The sequence below is a fragment of the Actinoalloteichus sp. AHMU CJ021 genome (genome assembly GCF_002895405.1).
Classification (GTDB): Bacteria; Actinomycetota; Actinomycetes; order Mycobacteriales; family Pseudonocardiaceae; genus Actinoalloteichus_B; species Actinoalloteichus_B caeruleus.
The window spans coordinates 6,034,923-6,057,531 of sequence record NZ_CP025990.1 but is presented as its reverse complement, the minus strand read 5'-3'; the positions used below and the strand labels follow the sequence as shown (position 1 = coordinate 6,057,531).

Here is a 22,609-nt window from a genome sequence, read left to right as displayed (position 1 = left end):
GTTGGTTCGCCGGAACAGGGGAAAGGAGGGGGACGCGTTGCTCGCGGATGCCCTGGGTCGCTGGAACCGTCGTAGGGAGCTGGTTCACTGCGGTTGGTCGCCGTTCGCGCTTCCGGCGGCCCCCCTGCCGGGCCAGCCGGCTCATCCCGCGGGCTCTCCGGCGGTCGCGCCCTCCCGGAGGTTCGTTCCGCGCGGCCGGCGGCCTCCCGCCCCACCACTCATGAGAGGACCCCGTTGTGCGCAGGCTCAAGCTTCAGGTGCAGACGACCGTTGACGGCTACCTGGCCGGTCCGAACGGCGAGATGGACTGGATGACGTTGCCCTGGAGCGAGGATCTGAACGACTACGTGAAGACCCTCATGGCACCCGTCGACCACATCATGCTCGGACGCCACCTCGCCGAGGGCTTCATCCCCACCTGGGCCGCCAACCCCGATGGCGAGACCGAGGAGACGGTCGCCTGGATGAACGACACTCCCAAGACCGTCGTCTCCAACACCCTGACCGAGTCGCCGTGGGAGAACGCGGTGATCGCCGGTGGCGATCTCGCGGCCGTCGTGCACCGGTTGAAGGACGAGCCGGGCGGCGACCTGATCGCCTACGGCGGCGCGACGCTGGTGTCCGGCCTGATCGGGGGTGGGCTCGTCGACGAGATGCACCTGTTGGTCAACCCGGTGGCGATCGGCGCGGGTCTTCCCGTCTTCCCGCCGCTCGCCGAGTACCAACGGCTGCGCCTGGTCACAGCCCAGCCGTTCGACTGCGGGATCACCGCGCTGCGCTACGAGCCCTCCGCCGGGTGAGGCAGCCGGGTGCGGAGCGGGAGCTGACCGTTCCCATCAGGCGGTGCCCGGGCCGGGAGCGGGGGACACGGGTGGGGTGACCGGAGAGGCGCTCGGGTCGGGTGGGGGCGCACCGGGGGTGGGGTTGGGGCCGCGCACGGTCAGCCGAGGCGGTCCGCTGCCTGGTCCGGTCAGGCGGCGGTCGGTGGTGGACACGGGCCTGGGGCGACCGTTCGGAGGAGCCATTGACCCGGCCGGGGCGCGACGGCGGCTCGGCTGTCGGGACGCCGTGTCGTCGGATCGTCGTGGACGGTGAACCTGGTTCGGAGTGACGGGCGGGCCCCGGACCGTCCCCCGGCCGCGCGCCGCCTCGGCGGGACCGAGGAATCCCCCGACCGAAGCTTGATCGTTCGAAAATTCTCGCACTATTATGGTGCGAGAATTTTCGAACGATTGGAGTGTGGTCGTGAGCCCGTCCCGGACCTACGAACATCCGGACCGCCAGGACATCGCGCTGCCACGCGTGCTCTTCGCGCTCAGCGAGCCGCTGCGACTGGCGATGGTGCGCAAACTCGCCGCCGAGGGCGAGGTGGACAGCGTGGAACTGGGGCCGGACCTGCCGCGCTCGACCCTGACCCACCACACCAGCCTGCTGCGGGAGTCCGGAGTGGTCCACGTCCGCGCCGAAGGGCGCAAGTGCATGATCCGGCTGCGGGAACGGGATCTCGAGGAGCGCTTCCCCGGGCTGGTCGGCATCGTCCTCGCCGGGTACGACCCCCACCACGTCCCCGGCGACCACGAGGACGAGGACGGGACCAGGTGATCGGCACGGTGTGGCCGCTGGTCGTCGCGGCCGTGTCGCTCGGGATCGACGCCTACGTCCTGGCCGGGGTGCTGCCCCAGATCGCCGACTCGCTCACCGCCACCGTCGGCGCCATCGGTCTGGGGGTCACCGCCTTCACCGGTGCCTACGCCGTGGCCGGCCCCCTGTTGTCCGGCAGGTTCGTCGCGGGTTCCACCCGGCGGGGACTGCTCGTCGCGCTCGGCGTCTTCAACGCCGGCAACCTGATCACCGCGGTCGCCCCAACCTCGAGGTGTTCCTCGCATCCCGGGTCCTCTCCGGCGTCGGAGCCGGCGTGCTCACCGCCCTGGCCACCAGTGCCGCCGCGGCACTGGTGGCGACCGAACGGCGGGGGAGGGCGATGGCCCTGGTCACCTTCGGCCTCTCGGCCGGAACGGTCGCTGGCGTGCCCACCGGGATGCTCATCGGCCACCACGTCGGGTGGCGCTGGACGATGGGCCTCGTCGTCGCCGTCGGACTGGTCAGCATGCTCGCCGTGTTGCTGCGCTCCCAGGCCATGCCCCCGTTGGACGCGGGCGGTGCCCGCGTCGCCGTGATCCTCACCCCCCAGGTGGCCATCGGTGTGGCACTCGCCTTCGTGTTCGGCCTGGCCAGTCTCGGCCTGTACACCTACCTGCTCCCGATGGCGGCCGAACGAGGGGTGGGGTCCTGGGGGTTCACCTTCGTCTGGGCCTGGGGTGTGGGCGGCGTGGCCGGGTCGATGGTGGCGGGCCCGCTCATCGACGGTCTCGGCTCGCGCCGACTGCTGCCCGGCGTCGCCGTCCTGCTGGTGGCGTCGTTCGCCGCGCTGGCCCTCCTCGACGGTCCCGCCGCCTGGCTGGTGGCGATCGCCCTCTGGGGCGCCTGCGGTTGGGGTGGAGTACCCGTGCTCCAGGACGTCCTGACCCGGTCCCGCCAGGAGCGCACCACCTCCGTCGTCGCCTTCCAGATGGCCGCCATGTACCTCGGCGCGTCGGCCGGGTCCGCGCTCGGCAGCGCGCTCCTCGGCGCCGGCACCAGCGCCGGCGACCTCCCGCTGGCGGCACCGCGACCGGTGTCCTCGCGGTGCCGCTGGCGTTCCTCGTCCTCGGGTCGCGGCGGACGAGAGCCGGGGGCGCGACCCCCTCCGAGCCGGAGTCGAGGGCCCAAGCGGGAACGGGAATGACGTGAGACCTCCACCGGTCCGGTGAGCCCCGCCGGCGGACCTCCGGGCCCGCCGGTGCCGGCGGTGGAGTTCCAGCCAGCCTCGTTCTCCCTCCCCGTGGCGGCGTCGCCCGGCGAGCACCCCTCCGGGCCGGCAGCCTCCGACCCGCCCCTCCCGGTGTCGACGGTCCGCGACCGCGCCGCGCACCGGGGACCTCCCCCCCAGGCCCGGCTACCGGTAGTAGACGGCCAGGGGGTGGGGGCCGTCACGGCGGACCTCGACGGGGGTCTCGAACACCTCCTCCAGCGTGGACCGCGTCATCAGCTCCGACGGCGGTCCCGCCTGGGCCACCCTGCCCCGGGTGAGGGCGATGATGTGGTCGGCGTAGGCCGAGGCGAAGTTGATGTCGTGGATGACGATGACGATCGTCTTCCCGAGCTCGTCCGCCGCCTTCCTGAGCTGTTTCATCATCGCCACGGCGTGCCGCATGTCCAGGTTGTTCAGCGGCTCGTCCAACAGGATGTAGTCGGTGTCCTGGGCGAGGACCATCGCCACGTAGGCGCGCTGCCGCTGCCCACCCGACAACTGGTCGAGGTACCGGTGTTCCAGCTCGCCCAGGTCCAGGAACTCGATGGCCTGGTCGACGTGCCGGTGGTCCTCGCGGGTGAGGCGTCCCCGGGAGTGCGGGAACCGCCCGAAACCCACGAGTTCCCGGACCGTCAGCCGGGTGACGAAGTGGTTCTCCTGCCGGAGGATCGATGCCGTCCTGGCGAGCTCGCGGCTCGGGGTCCGGGTGATGTCGTGCCCACCGATGGTGACGGTACCCGTGGTCGGTTCGGTCAACCGGCCGATGATCGTCAACATCGTGGACTTGCCCGCCCCGTTCGGTCCGACGAGCGCGGTGATGCCCCCGCCGGGGACGCTCAGGGTGAGCGGGCCGAGGACAGTGGTGTCCCCGTAGGTCTTGGTGACGTCCGACAGGGTGATCACAGGGCGCCCTTCCGCAGCAGGTGGACGATGAAGAAGAGCCCACCCGCGAACTCGATGATGACCGACAGCAACCCGGCCGCGTAGAACACGTGGCGGAGCACGAAGTAGCCGCCGAGCAGGGTGACGACGCTGAGGAGGAACGCGAAGGGCAGCACGTGGCGGTGCTGGGACGAACCCGTCAACTGGTAGGCGAGGGTGGCGACGATGAACCCGAAGAACGTCATCGGCCCCACCAGGGTCGTGGAGATCGAGATCAGCACCGAGGTGAGGATCAGCAGCACGGTGACCTCGCGCTTGTAGCGCAGACCGAGGTTCGTCGCCGTGTCCCGGCCCAGCGCGATCACGTCCAGGTGGTGGCGCCGCCGCCAGACGACGCCGAGCGCGATCGCGATCACCAGCGCCGCCCACGGCAGGTACGCCTCGTTGGACATGCTCAGGTTGCCGAACAGCCGCGCCGAGAGCACGTCGAACTCGCTCGGCGTGAGCAACCGCTGCATGAACGAGGACAGCGAGCCGAAACCGACGCCGAGGACGACCCCGACCAACAGCATCACGTGCAGGTTCCCGCGCCGTCCCGAGAACAACCAGGTGTAGAGCACGGTCGCGAAACCCACCATGAGCAGGCTCTGGATCGCGACCTTGGCCAGCCCGTCGGTGGCCGCCGCTGCGGCGCCGCCGAAGAAGAACACGAGCGCGGTCTGGATGACCACGTAGACGGCCTCGAACCCCATGATCGAGGGGGTGAGGATGCGGTTGTTGGTCGCGGTGTGGAACAGCACGGTGGCGACCGCCTGGCAGCAGGCGACGATCAGGATGGTCGCCACGGTGGTGAACCGCATCTCGACGGCGAGCCAGAAACCCCGGCTCCCCGGGGTGGAGGGGATGTTCCACACCAGGACCCCGACCACGGCGGCGACGGCCACCAGGCCGAGAACGGCGAACCTCGGCCAGAGCCGGGGTGCGCTCCGCCGGTCCCGGTCGACGTCGGGGGCGGGAGCGGGACGGGTGGGGAGGGATGTGCTGGTGTCAGCCATGACGACGCTGCCTCAGGAGAAGCGTGATGAAGACCGCGGCACCGAGGATGCCGAGGATCATCGAGACGGGGATTTCGAACGGCATCCGGATGACCCGTCCCACGATGTCGCAGAGCGTGACGATGGCGATGCCACCGAGGCACACCCAGGGCAGGTTGGACCGGAGGTTGTCGCCCCGGACCATCGAGACCAGGTTGGGGACGACGAGGCCCAGGAAGGGCAGGAACCCGACGACGACGGTCGTGATCCCGCTGGCGATCGCCACGAGGGTGGTGCCCACCAGCATCACGTGGTTGTAGTTGACCCCCACGTTGGTCGCCACATCCTTGCCCAACCCGGCCACCGTGAACCGGTCCGCGACCACGTAGGCGATCACCACGACGATCGCCACGACCCACAGGAACTCGTACCGGCCGCGCACCACGCTGGTGAAGCTGCCCGTGAACCAGGTGCCGAGCATCTGGAGCAGCTGGGTCGAGACCGCCAGGTAGGTGGTGAACGCCGAGACGACCGCGCCGAGCATGATCCCGATGAGGGGGACGATCAGCGAGGAACGCAGCGCCACCCGACGCAGGATGGCGAGGAACACCAGGGTGCCGACGAACGCGAAGCAGCTCGCCACCGCCATCCGGGTGGACAGGGTGGCCTGCGGGGCGACGATCACGGTCAGCAGGAGTCCGAGCGTGGCCCATTCGGTGGTGCCGGTGGTCGTGGGTTCCACGAAGCGGTTCTGGGTGATGAGCTGCATGATCAACCCCGACACGCTCATGGCGCAGCCCGCGAGGACGAGCGCCGACGTGCGGGGTATCCGCGTGATCCAGAACATCTCGGCCCCGAACTCCTGGCCCCCGATGTCGTACACGCCGACGAACAGGGACGCCACCACCAGGCCCAGGACGAGCACGGTGGCGACGGGGAGCGCGGCGATCCGGGTCAGGGCTCCGAAGCGGGCTCCCGGCCGGGCGGGGAGCCCTTGTCGTGTGGTGTGAGTCATGATGTCGACGTCGGGGGTGCGCGCGGACCGGAACGGTCCACGCGCACCCGCTCCGGCCCCTTACTCGGCGTCGGCGAACGCGGTCGCGACCGCGTCGAAGAGGGTCGTGTACGCCTGGATGCCCTCGTCGAGGTAGAAGCCGGGTTCGAGGTAGATGACCTGGCCCTTGCGCACGGCCGGCACGTTCGCGAGCGCCTCGGAACCCTCGATCAGCTCGGCGGCCGGGACGTAGCCCTCCTCGTCGAAGGTGGCGTCGCGGTCGAGGACGACCAGCCACTCCGGGTTCGCCTGCGCGATGGCCTCGACGCTGATGTCGTCGCCGTGGGTGCTGTCCTCCGCGGCCTGCTCGATGCCGGGGACGAGGTCGAGCGTGGGGAACAGCAGGCCGACTCCCCGCCCCGAGCCGGGCGCGGCGTAGGAGATGTCACCGCCGGAGGTGATCAGGCCCACGACGGTGTCGGTGCCGTTGTAGGCGTCCGCCGCGGCGGTGATCGCGGTGTCGAGCTCGTCGACGATCGCGGCCGCGTCGTCCTCGCGGTCGAAGATCTGGCCGAGGATCTCGACCTGGCGCCCCAGCTCGGCGACCTGGTCCTCGCCGTCCCGCGCGTTGATCTCGACGGTGCGGGGCTGGATGTCCTTGAGGTCCTCGTAGACCGAGGCGAAGCGGTACCCGCCGATGACCAGGTCGGGGTCGGCCTCGATCACCGCCTCCAGGTTGGGCTCGCGGTGGGAGCCGACGTCCAGGACGGACGGATCGTCGGACAGGTCGGGCCACAGGTCGTGCATCAGCGGCTTCGGTACCGCCGCGACGTCGACGTCCCAGTCGCTGAGGGTCTGGAACGTCGTGTTGTCCAGTGCGACCAGCCGCCGGGGGTTGACCGGGACCTCGATCTCGCCGTGGTTGTCGACAACGGTGACCACGTCCACGTCATCGGAGGTCTCCTCGGGCGGTGCCGCGCAGCTGGCGAGGACCAGCGCCGCCGCTGACACCGCCCCCAGAACTCCCAGGGGCCGACGGCTGAACATGGTGGGCATAGAGGACTCCCGTGTCTGCTGTGGCGCACCTGAACGGATCGCAGGTGCCGGTCGCTCCCCGGATGACGGCGGGGCAACCCGGCGGCAGCCTAGGCTAGCCTTACCTAGGTAAGTCAAACCTAACTCCTGGGAGATCCGCCACACGCCGGCGAACGCGGGTCGGGGCCCGCCAGGCCGACCCGCGCCGCCCGGCCAGGCTGGTCGGGGGCGGGCGGGCGCGAACCGGTCGATCAGCGACCCGCTCCCGTCTCGGAGGTCGCGGTCCGAACCGGTCGGCCGTTCCGGGCGGCGGGGTCCCGAGACGGTTCCCCGTCACCCCGTCACCCCGTCACCGCGTCGCCCGGTCGCCCCGTCGCCGCGTCGGCCCCGTGGGGGCCGGGGGTGGCCGGTCGGTGGCCGGCCACCTCGTCATCCCGTCCGACCACCGAGGCGACCCGTGGCCCGCTCAGCTCCCCGATCGTCGGAGCGCGCCGCCGAGTTCGGCGATGGGCCGGTGCGAGCAGAGGTCCTGCCAGGTCAGTCCGGTCCACCCGGCGAGGGTGGCGTGGTGCAGGATCGCCGGTACCGAGGTGAACGTGCCCCCGGCTGCCAGGTAGCTGCTGGTGCCATCGACCGGTCCTGGTGGGAGGTAGGCCCGCAGGATCTCGACGAGGGCATCCCGCTCGGGGGAGGGCGGTCGGGGGTGGCGCGGGGCGGTGGTGTCCCAGTGGATGTGGAAGCGGTCCGGGACGGCGAAGCCGGGCAGGTCGAGTTGGGACGTCGCGGCCGCGCGGAGGTCGGCCTCCGTGGTGGCCGGGGGTGTGGTGACCTCCGCGATGAGGGTCGCGGTGGGGCCGACGCCGGCGACGCGGACGGTGGCCCGGTGCACGAGGTCCAGTGCGACGAGTCCCGCCTGGACCACCTGGGGGTTGACCCAGCGGTGGTGGGACAGGGGGATCAGGTGGGGTGCCGCGGCCGGGCGGGGCACGGGCGAGGGGGCGCGCCCGGAACGCAGGGTCCTCGCCACGTGGTCCAGGAACCGGTGGACGAGGGGGCCGCCCTCGGCGGTCAGGCCCACATGCGCCAACAGGGTGATCCGCAGGGTCTCCCGGAGCCGCCAGACGGTGACGGCCAGGTACTCGACGGCGTGGTGTTCGGAGTCCTCCACGCTGATCCCCGCCACGGGCGCGGGCAGGCCCACCCGGTCGGCCGGTCGTCCTTCGACGAAGTTGTAGTTGATCGTCGGGACGATGCTGACCCCCCGTTCCCGGGACACCCGGTGCGACTCCTCCACCACGCCCTGGTCGCCGTGCCCGCCGTTGCGCAACGCCACCAGCGTGCGGTGCCACAACGTCGCCGCCGCCTCGCGGAGGTCGTCCGGCAGGCCCCACCCGGGCACCAACGAGGTCGTGGGTTGGTAGCAGACGACCGAGCCGTGCGGTTCGGACGGACCCCCGTGATCGGTGAGCAGGCGCCACAACGTCGCCGAGTCCTGGGGGAGGAGGAACCCCGACGCCGAGGTCACCGCCGCCAGGACGATCGCCGAGGCCGGTATCCCCCACCGCCGGGAGTGCCCGTCGAGGTGGCCCAGCAGCTCCGGGGAGTCGAGGTCGCCTCGCAGTCCCCGCCGCTGGCTCCCCGGCGGGACGCGGGAGGAGAAGTCGGCGGTGAAGGGGGTGTTGGGCAGGGTCAGGAGCAGCTCCCGGACGTGGCGCCGGTGCCGCTGGTCGGCGAGCCGGCCGCGCTCGCCGTCCTCGGCGGCCCGCAGGCGGTCCGGACCGATCGCCGGCGGCCAGGCCGGGGGTAGGGGCCGGCCGGCCGTCAGGGCTTCCACCGCCGTGGTCAGCTCCTCGCTGATCACCGCGCGGCCACGACGCCCGGCGGCGACGTGGTGGAGCAGGCAGATCAGCACGATGTCGCCCTCGGCGGTGGCGACGAGCAGCCAGCGCGCGGGCCAGTGCCGGGCGTGGTCGAAGGGGGCGGTGCGGTGTTCCTCGACGAGGGCGTCGAGGTCGGCGGGGTCGAGGGGGCCGTGGTGGTGGATGGTCGGGGTGGTGTCGGGGGGTGCGATGACGTGGTGGAGGTGCCCGTCCTGGCCGGGGACGACGGTGCCGCGCAGGGCGGTGTGCCGGGCGGTGAGCATCCGGACGGCCCGTTCCAGGTGGTGGGCGCGCACGGGGGAGGTGAAGCTCCAGCGGAGGTCGGCGAACACCTCGCTCGGCGGGGAGTGCTGGAAGATCACCAGCGAGGTCAGTTGCGCTGAGGTCAGCCGGTGTGCGTGGGGCACGGTCGTGTCCTTCCTCGGTCCGGTGCGACGAGCCGTCCGACGGGCGCGTCTCCCGGCCGTGACGTCCTCGGATCGTTCGGGGCCCGTGCTGGGCGGACCGCGCCTCACCGCCGACCCCGCGCGGTCCGCTCGTGCCACCCCGGTGTTCCGGTCTCCCGCCCCTCGGCGCCTCCCCGCCGCCTGGTCCCGGGCTGGCCGCGACGGCGACGAACCGGGACGCCCGTCCCGGGCGGCCGGCCGGGGGCCGGCCCGGTACCGGGGCACGCCACCACCGGTGTCCTGCCTCCCCGCCGCCAGGTCGTCCGGCGCGCCACCACCCGTGCCGCCACCGCATCCAGCGCGGGCGGCTCACCCGGGCCGGCGATACCGGTCACGATCGGCGCGCGGGCTCCCCGCCGGGTGATCCCACGTGAGCGGCGGGGCACCACCCGGTCTGACCCCCACCCGGGGACCGGGTCACCGGAACCTCGGCGGCGCCGGCACCAGCGGTTGACCCCGGATCAGCCCGAGCCGTCCCGAAGACCAGCGAGGACCACCCACAGCGACTCCGCCGTCCCGAACGTCTCGGCCGTCAACGCCTCGTCCGGGAACTCCACCTCGAACTCCTGCTCCAGGTCGACGAGCAGGCCGACCGTGGACATCGAGTCCAGGCCCAGGTCGATGAGACGCCGGTCCCCCAGCAGCGGGTCGTCGGCGGGCAACAACGGCAGGTACTGGCGTACCAGCGCCTCGAACTCGGCGGGCCAGCCGGTCATCGGCACACACTCCTCGGATCGGGCCCGAGCGTGGTCACCGTGGGCTCGAGCAGGCACAGCGCCCCACTGGACGTCAGCAACGCGGCGTCGTCGTGGTTGAGCGAGGCGGAGCGCAGGTCGCGCACCAGCCGCTCCAACGGCGGACGGGAGCCCCGCAGGTAGCCCGCGCGCAACCCCGCCAGTTCGACCATCTCGTTCGCGGCCGCGTAGGTCTCCTCGGCCGCGAGGACCTTGAGCGTGTTCAGGTGGATCTGGCAGGACGCGCCCGCCAGCGACGACCCCCGCTCATGGGCCCCGAGCACCTCGTCCAACACGCCCGACAGGTAGCCCCCGACGGCCTCCAGCCGAACGCGGACGCGGGCCACCCGGTGCCGCACCAACTCCGACCTCGGGTCCGCCCGGACCCCGTCAGTGCGGCGGATCCGGCGCACCAGCTCCCCGAAGGCGCCCCGTGCCGCCCCGAGCCACGCCGCGCTCCACCCCAGGTGGGCGACCGGGGCGAAGGACTCGACCGCGATGTCGGCGAAACCACCGGGAACCCCGAGGACCTGCCCGTCGGGCACCCGACCGGACACCGTCAGGCCGACGTTCTCCACTCCACGCATCCCCAGCGACGCCCACGGTGGTCCCGCCGTCACCTCGACCTGATCGCGGTCGGCGTACACCAGGCTGACCTGCCGAGGGGTGGCGTCGGGAGCGGCGCGCATCGTCACGAGGAAACCGTCGGCGTGGCGGCCACCGGTGACCACCGGCGCCTCCCGCCGCACCACGTGGTGCTCCCCGTCCGGCACGAGTTCCTGATCGCAGGTGAGCAGACCCGACGAGCCGAGCTCGGTGGTGATCGAGGCGAGGTACGTCCCGCCGGAGGCGACCCGGGGCAACAGGTGGGCGCGGAGTTCACGACCGGCGTGCCGCACGAGCGCGTCCACCTGTTGGCAGTGCATGGCGTACACCAGGGCGCTGGACAGGCATCCCTCCGCGATCCGGGACGTCACCGCGACCAGGTCGCGCAGGTCACCGCCGAGCCCGCCGTGGTCCCGGGGCACCAGCAGACCGAGCAGACCGTTGTCCCGCAGGACGTCCAGCACCTCGTGGGGGAAACGACCCGCCGCGTCGACGTCCTCGGCGTGCTCGGCGGCGACCTCCCGCGCGGCCCGCGCCAACGCGAGCACGTCCGCCCCACCACTCACCGGGCTCCACCGGCCCCCGGGACGAGCGCCGCCCAGCGCCGTCCCAGCGGCGCGGCGGCCCGTATCCCCCGCCGGGCCCCCAGAGCGCGGATGCGTCCTGGCCCCGCGTCGGCACCCACCGGGCCCCGGTGTCGACACCCCCCGAGGAGACGACGGAACGGCGGGAACCGGGACCGCTGATCACCGGGCTGGCCCCACGGGGCGAACCGGCGGTCGCGCCGGGAACGCGGGGTGGCGAACCGGCGGGGGGCGGGCGGGGGGAGCGGCGCCCGAGGCGTCGCTCCCACCGACGAGGGGACACGGCGGGGGAGGGGGCGGCCTCCGGGGGCCGGTGGCGGCGAGGAGGTCGACGCGGGCGTGCCGCTCCCGCGTCGCGGGGTGGAACGGGGGGCCCCGACATCCCGTCCAGCGGCGCCCGGCGGGAGGCCGACGAAACGGTGGACGACCCTCGCCCCTTTCGCCGAGCGGTTTCGAGGAACGATTTCCAGCGGCACGGCCTCCCACGACGACGACCGTTGTTCGCGGGTCCCGGTCATCGTCGGAGGGCGGTGCGCATTTCGTGCCGCGAGAGTCCGCACAACGGCAGATCGTAGCGACCACCGGACATCCTGACCATTGGCCGTGGCGAACCGAACGGGCACCCGAATCATCGGGGCCCCGCGGAATTCGGCGGCCGCCGCTGTCAATCCCACGTTCGGAGCAAAGGGGCCAACCCCTGCCCCGCCTGCCACCGTCCCGCCGAGCCGACGCGGTGCCCGCAACCCCGCCCCGGCCGGTGGTCAGCGCGCCCCCGGCGCCGCGCGTACCACCTGGTCATCCCCACGTGACGGTCGAGCGGAAGCCCTCGCGCCACGACCTCTGACCAGTGGGGAGCGTGGCACCACCACCAGGGGCGGACGGAACGCGTCGCACGGCGAAATGCCGTCGGTCCGATTTCCGGTCCTTCCCGCTCCCCAACGGGAATGGGGGGATTGCCGGTGCTCTCCCGCTCGTGGCAGAGTCCTGGGTGGTCCCGACCGGGGAGGTCGAATGCGGGCGGTGGGAATCGGGGCGCCGTATGCCGGTGTACCGGTGTTCCGAGTTCTCCGGCGGGGCATGGCGAGGAAAACCGCGTCGGATCACTTCCCGCCGCCGCTCCCGGCCCGGTGTCAGCCGGCGTCGGCGTCCCACGACGGCAACGTCCCGGAATCCCCACCGGTCATGGTCACCGGGAAGGCGACCGCGCCGTTACCGGCCGCCCGGCGTCGCCCGGACGACGACGGGGTCGGCGAGCCGACGCGAGCCCCGGCGGCACGGGCCGCTCGGCACGCCCCCGGCGGTGACCACCGGCACGGGCAACCCCGGCACCGCTCGGCTCCGCACCGGGATCGCCGTCGTCGATCCGCGCGCTCGCGGCGGGATGCGCCATGACCGAGGCCGTCGTCGTGGGCGGGGGCGTGGTCGGTCTCTCCGCCGCCCGTGAACTGGCACGCGCCGGCCTGTCCGTCACCCTCCGCACGGCCGCCGGGATCGGGGACGGTGCCAGTGCCGCCGCCCACGGGCAGCTCGTCCCCCCGGCCGCGCCCCTGACCGGCCTGTGGAAGGCGAGCCTGACCGCCTACGACGAGGTCTCTCCCGGCACGACCACCGGACGGCTCGTCCTCGCCGAGACCGCGACCGAGGCTGCCGCGCTCCTCGACGGCCCCGGCGCCGTCCTGGCCGGACCCGAGCTCGCCGCCCTGGAACCCGCGCTGGCCCCCGGCGTCCGGGCGGCCCTGCACCAGCCGGAGGCAAGGCGGATCGACCCCCGTGAGGTCACGCGCGCCCTGCACGCCGAACTGGTGGCCCTCGGGGTGCGCGTGTCGGAGTACGACCCGGTCGTCGACATCCTCCGCGAGCCCGGACGCTGGCGGTTGCGCGGTACCGACGGCACGGGCCGCCTCCACCGCGTCGTCGTCCTCACCACCGGACTGGGCACCCGACAGCTGTGCGCCCAGCTCGGGCACCGCATGCGGCTGACCGGGTCGCGGGGTCGCCTCCTGCGCACGGTTCCCACCGCCCCACTGCTCGGCCACATCCTGGGCGAGGTCAGCATCGGGCCAGCCAGGACCGGGACGGCGGTCGGGCTCCTGGTCCACCAGCGCGCCGACGGTGTCGTTCTCGTCGGCGCCAGCTGGACGGCGGAGGACCAGGCGGAACCGGCCGATCTCGACCGCCGCATCCTGCGCCGCGCCGCCACCCTGGTACCCGCGCTCGCCGACATCCCCGTGGCCGGCCGCCGCTCCGGCGTCCGACCCCTGTCGCCCACCGGCAGACCGATCATCGACGAGATCGACGACGACCTGTACGTCTGCTGCGGGCACGGCGGGGAGGGCTTCATCCTCGGCCCTGGTTCCGCCGCCCTGCTCGCCGATCTCGTCCTCGACCGCCGACCGGTGACCGACCCGGCTCCGTTCCGCCACCAGGAGGGGCCGGAGTGACGGCGCCCCGGGCGTCCACCGGGCCGGCACGTGCCGCCGGGTGGTCACCCCCGCCCGGCGGCACGCCGCACCAGGAGATGGCCACGGCGGAACCGCTCACCCTCGCCAGGCTCCCGCGTCATCCGACCCACCTCCAGGAAGCCCGCCCGGTCGAGCAGCTCCGCGAGTTCGTCGACCGGCCAGCGGTAGGCGGTGACGACCCTGTGGTCGAACGCGGTCACCGGGTCGCCCTCCGACTCGAAGAAGCCGAGGAGGAGGTGACCACCGGTGGCGAGCACCCGACCGAATTCGGCCAGGTACCCGGGAACGCTCTCCGGCGGGGCGTGAATGATCGAGTACCAGGACACGATGCCGGACACCGACCCGTCGGCCAGGTCGAGGCGGTCCATCGACCCGAGGTCGAACCGCAGGTCGGGATACGCCCGGCTGGCGATGTCGATCATCGCTGGGGAGAGGTCGACGCCGAAGACGTCCAGGCCGAGCTCCCGCAGGTGCGCGGTCAGCTGCCCGGGGCCGCAACCCAGCTCGACCACCGGGCCCGGGCTCGTGGTCCGCACGAGTTCGGCGAAGGCGGCGAGCACCGCGCGATCCAGCGGAAGGCCGGCCAAGGCGTCGCGGGCGAACTCGGCGTAGGGCACGGCCAGCTGGTCGTAGGCGGTGGCGGTCCGGGACAGGTGGGAGTCGACGTCGGTCACGACCGAGCACGGTAGAGGTGGTACCGGTCGGCCCGTGGGCGGGGCCGCCCACCGTCGACCGGCGCGGCCGACCCGCTCAGCCGGCGGCGAACCACTGGTCGACGGCGTGCCGCGGGCCCTCCTGGTCCGGCCGGGGCTCGTTCGACGCCCACGCCACCCAGGAATCCGGTCGGAGGAGGAGAGCGGTCACGTCGGTGTCCGCCCTGGCCCGCACGACCTCGACTCCCGCGACGTCCAGTTCACCGCCCTCGGTGAGGTCCAGCAGCAGGGGACGCGCTGCCCTGACCATTTCGGACAGCCGCACCGTTCCCCGCGAGGTGCGCAGGTCCAGTTCCGGCGCGGCCCACCCCGCCCACGGGTGGGCTCCTTCCGCCACCGGGTACCGGACGTCCGAACCGGCCACGAGATCGGCGAGGACCCGGACGACGCCAGGTTGGGTGAGCAGCTCGCCGAACACCTGGCGCAGGCCCGTGACGTCGTCGCCAGGCGCGAGCAACGCCGCCTGGGCCTGCGAGAAGGTGATGGCGCGGTCGGCGTGCGGTCGGCGTTCGGTGTCATAGGTGTCCAGCACGTCGACCCCGCCCGTGAGCCGAGCCGCGAGCTTCCACCCGAGGTTGATCGCGTCCTGGAGGCCCAGGTTCAGCCCCGTGCCGCCGGCGGAGAGGACGTGCGCCGCGTCGCCGACGAGGAACACCCGGCCCGCCCGGTACCGCTCCGCGACGCGGGTGTTGCCGCCCCGGAGCCGGCGCAGCAGGTGTGGCCCCTCGCCAGCCGGCGACTGGAGGGGAACGTCGGTACCCAGCACCCTGCGCACGCTGGCCCGCATCTCCTCCAGGCTCATGGGGACGTCGATGTCCGGCCCGTCCCACTCGACGGTGGCGATCAGCGGGGGGCGCCCCGGGAGCGGCGCGTAGGTGAAACCGCCGTGGGCCGTGCGGGCGGGCAGGAACGGCGGGACGGCACCGTGACCAGGCACGGTCAGGACGCCGGTCGCCGCGTCCACCCACTCCGGCGGCACCGTGGCGTGCGCCGTGCGCGTGGTGGTCCTGTCGTGGGTGACACCCGGGAACCCGATCCCGGCGGCCTCGCGGACGGCGCTGTGCGCGCTGTCGGCCCCCACGAGGTACCTGGCCCGCAGTTCGTGGGCACCTCGTGGACCGTCGACGGCGAGGGTGACGCCGTCGTCGTCCTGGACGAGGCCGGTGCACTCGTGCCCCCGGCGGATGTCGACGCCCAATTCGCGGGCGCGGTCCTCGAGCACGCCCACGAGGTCCCGTTCCGGCACCGGGAGGGTGTGGAGCGGGCTGTCCTCCACCAGGCCCAGGTCGAGCGGTAACGCCCCGAACACGTAGTGCCCCCGGTGGGCCCGTGGCGGGCCGGGCCGGCCGCTGAGCCGTTCGAACAGCCCCCGGCGGTCCACCATCCTGACGACCTGCCCGACGAGCCCGTTCGACCGGGGTTCCGGATTCGGTTCGGTGCGGCGTTCCAACACCACCGGGCGGACGCCTCCGAGGGCGAGCTCGCAGGCGAGCATCAGTCCGTTGGGGCCGCCGCCAACGATGACCACGTCGTTCATGGGTTTCCCTCCGTCTCGCGCCGCGGCGTCGGACCGGGTTCGGCGGAGGCGCCGAGGGTTCGGCCTGGCGGGTTCCGGCTGGGCGCCGGCATACCTGTGCGGATCTGGTCGAAGACCTCGCGGAGCAACGCGACGAGCGACTGCCGAGGATCACGGGTCCAGTGCGTCAGCGCCGAGCCGAGCCCGGCGCCGACGACGGCGGCGACGGTGCCCGGGTACAGGTCCTCCGGCTCGGTGCCGGTGCGCTCGGCCACGGCGGCCGCGAGTTCCCGCTGCGAGGTGGCGTGCGCGCGGAACACCTCGTGCTGGACCGCGGGCGTGGCGAGCAGCGCGCGCAGTGCCGAGGCGTAGGCGTCGTCCGGCCTCGGCGGTGTCCCTCCTGGGGGCTCGAACTGTTCGACGACCGCGTGGACCAGCGCGTCCCAGAGCGGTTCGTCGGCTGGCCGTGCCCGCAGGGCCGCCGCGGTCCGCCGACCGCGTTCGACGTGGTTGGCCACCACGGCCTCGGCCTTGTTGGAGAAGTAGTTGCGGAAGGTGCGTTCCGAGACGTTCGCCTCGGCCGCGATGTCCTCCACCGACACGTTCTCCAGCCCGTGTGCCAGGGCCAGGCGAATGGTCGCCTGGCTCAGTGCGAGGCGTGTCTCCCGCTTCTTGCGTTCCCGCAGCCCGCCTTCGGTCGTGCTCACGGACGACACCGTAGCAAAAGTTGCCGAATAGGAAAAATTTCCTGACTGGCAAGATTTTTTGGGCTGGTGTCCGCATCGATCGGACGCTTCGCTGGGGCCGAGCACCGGCCCGCCGTTCACCGCCGGCGTGCTCGGAGATCCCGTGCGTGGGAGCCATCGGGGTCAGGGAGCCGACCCGCTAGGCTGCCGGCTGCGCTGACGAGGGGGAGAACGGACCGATGGCGGAGAGTCCCGAACTCACCGGGGGGCACGAGGAGACGGCACGCCCGAGGCGGATCGTCGTGCTCGGTACCAGTGGTTCCGGCAAGAGCACCCTGGCGACCAGGCTCGCGAGGGAACTCGGGATCGACCACGTCGAACTCGACGCGCTCCACCACGGTCCCCACTGGACTCCCCGCCCCACCGAGGAGTTCGCCGCCGACATCGCCGAGCTGCGCGACCGGCCCGCCTGGGTCGTGGACGGCAACTACATCGACCGGGTCGCCGACACCCTCTGGCCCCGGGCCGACCTCGTGGTGTGGCTGGACCTGCCCCTGGCCGTCATCCTCCCCAGGATCCTGCGCCGCACCGTCCGGCGGATCCGGCACCGCACCGAACTGTGGGCGGGCAACCGCGAGGACTGGTCGGCGTTGTTCGGCCGGCACTCCCTGCTCGTGTGGGCGGTGCGGTCCCAGCGCGCGCACCAGGCGGAACTGCCGGGGAGGCTCGCGGCCCTGCGGAGGAGCGGGGTGCGCGTCGTCCGGCTGACCTCCGGACGTGCCGCCGACCGGTGGCTCGTCGAGGAGACGAACGGCTGACCTCCGGACCACCCGTACCCGGCGGGTGACCCGGCCCTGGGGTGGCCCCGGGGGACGCTCCGTCCCGCGCCGCCGGGCCACCCGCCCCACGCCATCCGCGCGGTCGCCCGCGCCCGAGCCGCGTTCGTCGAACCCGGGCGGGAACGGGGCGTGGCGGGGGATCAGGGTTCGGTGTGGAAAGCGAACTCGTAGTCGTCGCCGGCCGAGCCCTTGACGCAGGCGATCCCGGCCGTCTCACCGTCGTCGACGGTGCACGACCAGCCGTGGGAGACGTCCACGTTTCCGAGGGCCGCCTCGGCCTTCTCCTCGTCCGGCAGCGAGAGGAACTCGTCGATCACGTTGAACGCCTCGGTGCAGCCCACCCGGCCGCCGACCGTGGGCATGGCGATCAGCCGGTGCGCGCCGGTGTCGGTCTCGATCTCGCCGCAGTCCACCCGTTCCAGGTCGTCGGTCGCCGACGTCGCGCCATCGTCGGCCGCTCCGCCCGCCCCCGGGTCGGCGGTTCCCGCCCCGGAGGTGGCCGACCCCGACGTCGGCGCCCCGAGGCCCGGGTCCGTCGTCGGTTCGTCCAGCCCGGACCCGGTCGTCGCGTCGACGCCGTCGCCGGGACTGGTCGGCTCCTGGTCGCCGGAGCCCTCCCCGCACCCGACCAGGAACACCCCGCCGAAGGCGAGGACGGCGGGAATGAGCACACCAGGACGTCGCATCATCGCAGGTCCTCCTGTCTGTCGTGTCCCTTCACCCATCCAGACGCACCTGGAAGGACAAGGTTGTCGCGGAGAAAGATCTGTTGGACATTTACCAACCATAGGGTTGTGTTTGTGCCTCGTGGTCGCGACACCATCCACGCGTTCGTCGGGCGAACCGTGTCCGGGCTACCCGGACCCGTGGCGGTGTACACATCGGTCCCTGGGCGAGGAGCTGACATCGACCTCGGGTGAACCCCGCGCGTTCGTCCGAACGGAGGGCGCCGACCCGCCATTCGGCCCCGGTAGAACACTGGTCGACCGGTCCCCAACGCGGTGCGACGATGGCCGTGGGCCAGGACGGCACGCCCCGCCGTCGCCCCACACCGAGAGGACAGCACGTGAGAGATCGGCACCACCCGCCGAGCGGCACCGACCAGGACTCCTCCGAGGGGGCCGTGGTCACGACGCGGGCCGGCAGGGTGCGCGGCAGGAACGAGAACGGCGTGCACCGCTTCCTCGGGATCCCCTACGCCGCCGCACCCAGCGGCCCGAACCGATTCCTGCCACCGAACCCGGCGCCGCCCTGGGCCGGAGTGCGTGACGCTGGTGCCGACGGCCCCACACCTCCACAACTCCCGACGCCGCCGCCCCTCGACGCGTTCCTCCCCACCGTCGCCGGCGCCGACTACCTCAACGTCAACGTCTGGACCAGCCAACCCGGGGACGCCCGGCAACCAGTCATGGTGTGGATCCCCGGTGGGGGCTTCGACACCGGCAACAACGTCATCTACGACGGGAGCCGCTTCGCCCGCGACGGAGTCGTGCTGGTGGCCATCAACTACCGGCTCGGCGCGGAGGGCTTCCTCGTCCTCGACGACGACATCGCCAACGTCGGGCTGCTCGACCAGATCGCCGCCCTGGAATGGGTGCACGACAACATCGCCGCCTTCGGCGGCGACCCGGACAACGTCACCGTCTTCGGGCAGTCCTCCGGAGCGATGAGCGTCGGCACCCTGCTCACGATGCCCAACGCCAGGGGACTGTTCCGCCGCGCCATCATGCAGAGCGGAGCCGGTAACCTCTGCTACTCCCTCGACACCGGTCGGGAGATCGGTCACCGCGTCGCCGACATGCTCGGGGTCGCCCCCACCCGCGAAGCCGTCGCCGAGGCCGGAGTGGATCGCCTCCTCGCCGCCCAGCTGTCCGTGGCAGGGGACCTCGCCCGCACGCCCGACCCCCAGCGGTGGGGTGCCGAACCCGGGGCACGGGTCAACATGTGGCGGCCGACGGTCGACGGCGCGACCCTTCCCCGCGTTCCCCTCGAGGCGATCGCGTCGGGAGCGGGAAGTGACGTGGACGTCCTCATCGGGCAGAACGCCGAGGAGGGACGCCTCTCGTTGGTGCCCTTCGCCGGGCTCGACTCGGTCACCGACGCCGCGTTCCTCGACGCGCTGCGGCTCTACCGGCTACCCGACAGCGCCGCCACCGACTACCGGACCGCGTACCCCGACGCGACCCCCGGCGAGCTCCTCGCGATCCTCCAGGGGGACTGGTTCTACCGGATACCGGCGATCCGGCTCGCCGAAGCACGAGCCGACGCGGCCGCCCGCACCCACATGTACGAGTTCACCTGGCGTTCGCCCCAGTTCGACGGCCACCTCGGAGCCTGCCACTTCCTGGAGATCCCGTTCGTCTTCGACCTCCTGAACGACCCCGTGATGCGGTGGGTCACCGGCCCGAACCCGCCCCAGCCGCTCGCGGACCTCATGCACTCGACCTGGGTCCGGTTCGCCGCCACGGGTGAGGTGCCCTGGCCACGTTACGAACCGGCACGTCGAACCACCATGTGCTTCGACGCCGACCCGGTGGTGCGCGACGACCCCTCGCCGATCCGAGCTACCTGGGCGGGCGTGGACCTGACCTGACCCACCCACCTCAGGACCGGGAACGACCGGTGAGCCCGGGTGGTCGGACCACGTGCGCCGTCACGTGGAGCAGCGGGAGGGGCACGCCGAAGCCCCGGGTCCGCGGCGGCGCAACGACGACTCCCGGGGAACGGTCGCGCCTCGCCGTGCGGCCGCACGGCGAGGCCACCGAGGATCCGGCCCGCCCTCCGCCACCTCGGACCGTGCCGGTGGCCGGACGACGAGTCGGGCGGGAGCGGTGCTCAGCCCCGGCTCCCGAAGACCCACCTGTTGCTCGCCAGCGCGTCCCGCGCTTCGGGCAGCGGCCCGCGACCCAGTCGGCGGGTGAAGTCGAACGGGGTCGTGACGTCCACCGACCAGCCGGTCGCCAGCAGGTGACCGGCCGAGTCGGGTTTCCGTTCCATCTCGAACAGGCCGACCAGGTCGACACCGATCTGGTGCCTCGTCGAGGTGTAGATGGCGCTCTCACGGACCTCCGGGAGCTCCGTTCCCCGCTTGATCTCGAAGGCCAGGGCGCTCCCCGGTGCGCTCAGCCGGTCGATGGTCTCGATGAGCCTCCCTTCGCCGTCGGCCGGGATGTAGAGCAACAGCCCCTCGGCCAACCAGACCGTGGGCAGGGCGGGGTCGAAACCCGCGTCGAGCAGCATGGGCGCCCAGTCATCCCGCAGATCACAACCCAGGGGTCTTCTGGACGCCCTCGGGGTGGCTCCGATCCCGTCCAGCACATCCTGCTTGAACCCCAGGACCGTCGGCTGGTCGAGCTCGAACACCACGCACCCCGTGGGCCAGTCCAGCCGGAACGCCCGCGAGTCCAGGCCAGCGCCGAGCAGGACCGCCTGCCGGGTACCCGAACCGAGCGCCCGCGCGACGAAGTCGTCGAGAACCCTGGTCCGCAGGCCGAAGTACCGGCCGAGCCGCCCCCACAGCGGGTTGGCGTCACCCCCGGGCGCATGTTCGATGCGCAGCGGCCAGTCCGCGCAGGCCGGGGCGGCCCGGACGAAGTGCTCCGCGTAGGGGTCACTCGCCAACGAGTCGGTGCGGTGGGTCTCCATCGCCCGTGCCGCCGCGACCATGAAGGCCGTCAGACCGACTCCGCTCTCCACGCCCGTACCCGGCTGTTGGGTGCTGGTCACGTGTCCTCACTTCGCTCAAGGGGGCGACCACACCCCCGGCCTGTCGTGGGAGGTGGTGCGCGCCCCGTAGACGGTTCTCATGAACCGGAAGGTCGTCTCGTCCGGCAGGTGCAGGCTGGTGGTGCAGTCCGTCAGCACGGTGACGTGGAGACCGCGCTGGAACGCCGTCCGCGCGGTGGAGTCCACGCACACGTCGGCGTAGAGTCCGACGAACACCAGGTGCTCGGTCCCCTGACGCGCGAGGTGGTCGGCGAACCCGTCACTGAGGAAGGCGTCGAAACAGGCTCGTTTGGTGAAGACACGGTCCGCCGGTTCCGGCGAGACCGCGTGGAAATCCGCTCCCCAGGAGCCTGCCCGACACTTGGTCGGCTTGTCCAGCAGCAGATTCCTCCGGCGCCAACTCGGCCCCTGGAACGCCACGTCGCCGTGGAGGCGCACGAAGACGACCTCCGTTCCGCGCGCCCTCGCGGCCGCCACCGCCCGGACGGTGCCCGTGATCGCGGCGCTGAGGACGTCGAGCCTCCCACCGAACCGCGACTCCACGCCCGGGCCGACGCAGAAGTCGTTCTGCATGTCCATGACGACCAGCGCGGTGCCGGCCGAGGAGGTCATTCCTCGGCCGCCACGGCCGCCAACGGGGACGAACCGGCGGCCCCCCGCGCGCCGAGCTCCTCGAGCAGTGCGTCCACCACCTCCGTCGTCGAGTGCCGACCACCGAGGTCGGGCGTGCTCACGCCCCTGTCCAGCAGCGCCGCCAGCGCCCCGTCCACCGCCGCCACCGCGCCCTGGCAGCCGACGTGCTCCTCGGCGATCGCCGAGGCCGCCCGGATCGTGGCGACCGGATTCACCCTGTCCCGCCCAGCCAGGTCATCGGCCGAACCGTGCACCGTCTGGTACTCCACCAACCCCTCGACGTCGGGGTGCAGGTAGACGTTCTCGGTGCACCGGTTCTCCTGCCGTTCGAAGCCGAAGCGGTCCAGCAGGACGACGTGCATGATGTCTGCCCACTCGTTCCCGGCGATGACCAGCGTGCGCCCCGGCAACCCCTGCTCGATCAGGTTCCGGTTCACGGTGTCCGGCTGGAACAACCCGATGTCCACGCCGAGCCGCCCCGCGATCTCGGCGACCCACTCACCGAGCGCGCCGTCGAGCAGGTGGAACTTGTACGCCATGACGATGCGATCGGCCGATTCGTCGGGCCACTGCCGGCGTGCGCGCCGCAGGGCGAACCTGATGATCGTCTCCGTGGTCTCCTTGCTGAAGGTCATCGTCCGCTGGACGGCGCCCGGGGTGTGGGTGTTCTCGCCGCTGTAGAAACCCTGTGTCTGGTCCCGGACCAGCAACAGGGAGGTGCCCTGGTCCGCGATGAGGTCGACCTTGACCGCGTGCAACCGTTGCCGGACCAGGTACAGCGACTGGGCGTTGATCGCCGTCCGGAAGATCACCCTGGTTCCGAGCTGGGCCTGGGTGCGGCAGAACTCCTCGTAGTGCTCCGCGTCCTCGTGCGTGAGCCCGCGGATCCGCTCGGCATCGCCCTCATCGCGGAGGGAGACATAGGAATGGTAGCGGCGCGGCGACCGTTCGATGCGCACGCCAACCGAATTCATCTCGGCGAGCGTGA

General features: G+C 72.4%; 20 protein-coding genes. 6 read left to right on the top strand and 14 right to left on the bottom strand.

What is annotated here, in order from left to right; translation table 11 throughout:
• Positions 1 to 236 precede the first annotated feature (236 nt).
• The 3 genes from C1701_RS25370 (at position 237) to C1701_RS25360 (ending at position 2,785) form a co-directional block, all read left to right on the top strand.
• On the top strand, positions 237 to 800 hold the full coding sequence (locus tag C1701_RS25370; RefSeq protein WP_016700876.1) for a dihydrofolate reductase family protein: 564 nt from the start codon (positions 237 to 239) through the stop codon (positions 798 to 800).
• A gap of 445 nt (positions 801 to 1,245) precedes the next feature.
• The gene (locus C1701_RS25365; RefSeq protein ID WP_035292986.1) at positions 1,246 to 1,602 is read left to right on the top strand and encodes an ArsR/SmtB family transcription factor; all 357 of its coding nucleotides are present in this window, start codon (positions 1,246 to 1,248) and stop codon (positions 1,600 to 1,602) included.
• Positions 1,603 to 1,873: 271 nt separating this feature from the next.
• On the top strand, positions 1,874 to 2,785 hold the full coding sequence (locus C1701_RS25360; protein WP_337661956.1) for an MFS transporter: 912 nt from the start codon (positions 1,874 to 1,876) through the stop codon (positions 2,783 to 2,785).
• A 210-nt stretch (positions 2,786 to 2,995) separates the two neighbouring features.
• Here C1701_RS25360 and C1701_RS25355 read toward each other — a convergent pair whose 3' ends face one another.
• The 7 genes from C1701_RS25355 to C1701_RS25325 all read right to left on the bottom strand — a co-directional run bounded on the left by C1701_RS25355 (position 2,996) and on the right by C1701_RS25325 (position 11,028).
• Positions 2,996 to 3,754: an iron ABC transporter ATP-binding protein gene (locus tag C1701_RS25355; RefSeq protein ID WP_016698134.1), complete on the bottom strand. Its 759-nt coding sequence runs from the start codon at positions 3,752 to 3,754 to the stop codon at positions 2,996 to 2,998.
• Entirely contained in the window at positions 3,751 to 4,788 is a 1,038-nt protein-coding gene (locus C1701_RS25350; protein WP_026420338.1) for an iron chelate uptake ABC transporter family permease subunit, read from the bottom strand. Before C1701_RS25350 ends, C1701_RS25355 begins: the two co-directional genes overlap by 4 nt.
• Entirely contained in the window at positions 4,781 to 5,782 is a 1,002-nt protein-coding gene (locus tag C1701_RS25345) for an ABC transporter permease (RefSeq protein ID WP_103056767.1), read from the bottom strand. Before C1701_RS25345 ends, C1701_RS25350 begins: the two co-directional genes overlap by 8 nt.
• A 60-nt stretch (positions 5,783 to 5,842) precedes the next feature.
• Positions 5,843 to 6,817, bottom strand: a complete 975-nt coding sequence (locus C1701_RS25340) for a siderophore ABC transporter substrate-binding protein (RefSeq protein ID WP_103056766.1) — start codon at positions 6,815 to 6,817, stop codon at positions 5,843 to 5,845.
• A 445-nt stretch (positions 6,818 to 7,262) separates the two neighbouring features.
• Complete coding sequence (locus tag C1701_RS25335; protein ID WP_103056765.1) at positions 7,263 to 9,083, bottom strand: hypothetical protein; 1,821 nt, start codon at positions 9,081 to 9,083, stop codon at positions 7,263 to 7,265.
• 500 nt (positions 9,084 to 9,583) lie between these two features.
• On the bottom strand, positions 9,584 to 9,838 hold the full coding sequence (locus C1701_RS25330; protein WP_030106720.1) for a phosphopantetheine-binding protein: 255 nt from the start codon (positions 9,836 to 9,838) through the stop codon (positions 9,584 to 9,586).
• The gene (locus C1701_RS25325; RefSeq protein WP_051314315.1) at positions 9,835 to 11,028 is read right to left on the bottom strand and encodes an acyl-CoA dehydrogenase family protein; all 1,194 of its coding nucleotides are present in this window, start codon (positions 11,026 to 11,028) and stop codon (positions 9,835 to 9,837) included. The genes C1701_RS25330 and C1701_RS25325 overlap by 4 nt, the downstream gene beginning before the upstream one ends.
• A 1,406-nt stretch (positions 11,029 to 12,434) precedes the next feature.
• Between C1701_RS25325 and C1701_RS25320 the strand changes: the two genes are divergently transcribed.
• Positions 12,435 to 13,487 (top strand): NAD(P)/FAD-dependent oxidoreductase, encoded by a 1,053-nt coding sequence (locus C1701_RS25320; RefSeq protein WP_103056764.1) that lies wholly within the window; start codon positions 12,435 to 12,437, stop codon positions 13,485 to 13,487.
• Between the two features lie 44 nt (positions 13,488 to 13,531).
• On the opposite strand, the gene C1701_RS25315 is transcribed toward C1701_RS25320, so the two are convergent.
• The 3 genes from C1701_RS25315 to C1701_RS25305 all read right to left on the bottom strand — a co-directional run bounded on the left by C1701_RS25315 (position 13,532) and on the right by C1701_RS25305 (position 16,444).
• A complete protein-coding gene (locus C1701_RS25315; protein ID WP_016700827.1) occupies positions 13,532 to 14,182 on the bottom strand; it encodes a class I SAM-dependent methyltransferase in 651 nt (216 codons plus the stop codon).
• Positions 14,183 to 14,258: 76 nt separating this feature from the next.
• Positions 14,259 to 15,758, bottom strand: coding sequence for an FAD-dependent monooxygenase (locus tag C1701_RS25310; RefSeq protein ID WP_103056763.1), 1,500 nt, complete (start codon positions 15,756 to 15,758; stop codon positions 14,259 to 14,261).
• A complete protein-coding gene (locus tag C1701_RS25305) occupies positions 15,755 to 16,444 on the bottom strand; it encodes an acyl-CoA-like ligand-binding transcription factor (protein WP_308208830.1) in 690 nt (229 codons plus the stop codon). The genes C1701_RS25310 and C1701_RS25305 overlap by 4 nt, the downstream gene beginning before the upstream one ends.
• Positions 16,445 to 16,662: 218 nt before the next feature.
• Between C1701_RS25305 and C1701_RS25300 the strand changes: the two genes are divergently transcribed.
• Positions 16,663 to 17,241, top strand: a complete 579-nt coding sequence (locus C1701_RS25300; RefSeq protein ID WP_103056762.1) for an AAA family ATPase — start codon at positions 16,663 to 16,665, stop codon at positions 17,239 to 17,241.
• 161 nt (positions 17,242 to 17,402) lie between these two features.
• Here the strand turns inward: C1701_RS25300 and C1701_RS25295 are convergent, their stop codons facing one another.
• Positions 17,403 to 17,951, bottom strand: coding sequence for a hypothetical protein (locus tag C1701_RS25295; protein ID WP_157163196.1), 549 nt, complete (start codon positions 17,949 to 17,951; stop codon positions 17,403 to 17,405).
• A gap of 377 nt (positions 17,952 to 18,328) precedes the next feature.
• On the opposite strand from C1701_RS25295, the gene C1701_RS25290 reads away from it, so the two are divergent.
• Positions 18,329 to 19,855, top strand: a complete 1,527-nt coding sequence (locus C1701_RS25290) for a carboxylesterase/lipase family protein (protein ID WP_103056761.1) — start codon at positions 18,329 to 18,331, stop codon at positions 19,853 to 19,855.
• 242 nt (positions 19,856 to 20,097) lie between these two features.
• Here C1701_RS25290 and C1701_RS25285 read toward each other — a convergent pair whose 3' ends face one another.
• Genes C1701_RS25285 through C1701_RS25275 form a run of 3 tightly spaced genes read right to left on the bottom strand, consistent with a single transcriptional unit; the run spans position 20,098 to position 22,595 of the window.
• The gene (locus tag C1701_RS25285; RefSeq protein WP_103056760.1) at positions 20,098 to 20,988 is read right to left on the bottom strand and encodes a class I SAM-dependent methyltransferase; all 891 of its coding nucleotides are present in this window, start codon (positions 20,986 to 20,988) and stop codon (positions 20,098 to 20,100) included.
• Between the two features lie 15 nt (positions 20,989 to 21,003).
• Positions 21,004 to 21,600 (bottom strand): isochorismatase family cysteine hydrolase, encoded by a 597-nt coding sequence (locus tag C1701_RS25280; RefSeq protein WP_103056759.1) that lies wholly within the window; start codon positions 21,598 to 21,600, stop codon positions 21,004 to 21,006.
• Positions 21,597 to 22,595, bottom strand: coding sequence for an isocitrate/isopropylmalate family dehydrogenase (locus C1701_RS25275; RefSeq protein ID WP_211215373.1), 999 nt, complete (start codon positions 22,593 to 22,595; stop codon positions 21,597 to 21,599). The genes C1701_RS25280 and C1701_RS25275 overlap by 4 nt, the downstream gene beginning before the upstream one ends.
• Positions 22,596 to 22,609 lie beyond the last annotated feature (14 nt).

Bases quoted from the DNA above. Each gene is read 5' to 3' on its own strand.
- C1701_RS25310 (WP_103056763.1), bottom strand. From the start codon at position 15,758: ATGAACGACGTGGTCATCGTTGGCGGCGGCCCCAACGGACTGATGCTC.
- C1701_RS25275 (WP_211215373.1), bottom strand. From the start codon at position 22,595: ATGAATTCGGTTGGCGTGCGCATCGAACGGTCGCCGCGCCGCTACCAT.
- C1701_RS25295 (WP_157163196.1), bottom strand. From the start codon at position 17,951: ATGATGCGACGTCCTGGTGTGCTCATTCCCGCCGTCCTCGCCTTCGGC.
- C1701_RS25320 (WP_103056764.1), top strand. From the start codon at position 12,435: ATGACCGAGGCCGTCGTCGTGGGCGGGGGCGTGGTCGGTCTCTCCGCC.
- C1701_RS25300 (WP_103056762.1), top strand. From the start codon at position 16,663: ATGGCGGAGAGTCCCGAACTCACCGGGGGGCACGAGGAGACGGCACGC.
- C1701_RS25345 (WP_103056767.1), bottom strand. From the start codon at position 5,782: ATGACTCACACCACACGACAAGGGCTCCCCGCCCGGCCGGGAGCCCGC.
- C1701_RS25340 (WP_103056766.1), bottom strand. From the start codon at position 6,817: ATGCCCACCATGTTCAGCCGTCGGCCCCTGGGAGTTCTGGGGGCGGTG.
- C1701_RS25350 (WP_026420338.1), bottom strand. From the start codon at position 4,788: ATGGCTGACACCAGCACATCCCTCCCCACCCGTCCCGCTCCCGCCCCC.
- C1701_RS25330 (WP_030106720.1), bottom strand. From the start codon at position 9,838: ATGACCGGCTGGCCCGCCGAGTTCGAGGCGCTGGTACGCCAGTACCTG.
- C1701_RS25280 (WP_103056759.1), bottom strand. From the start codon at position 21,600: ATGACCTCCTCGGCCGGCACCGCGCTGGTCGTCATGGACATGCAGAAC.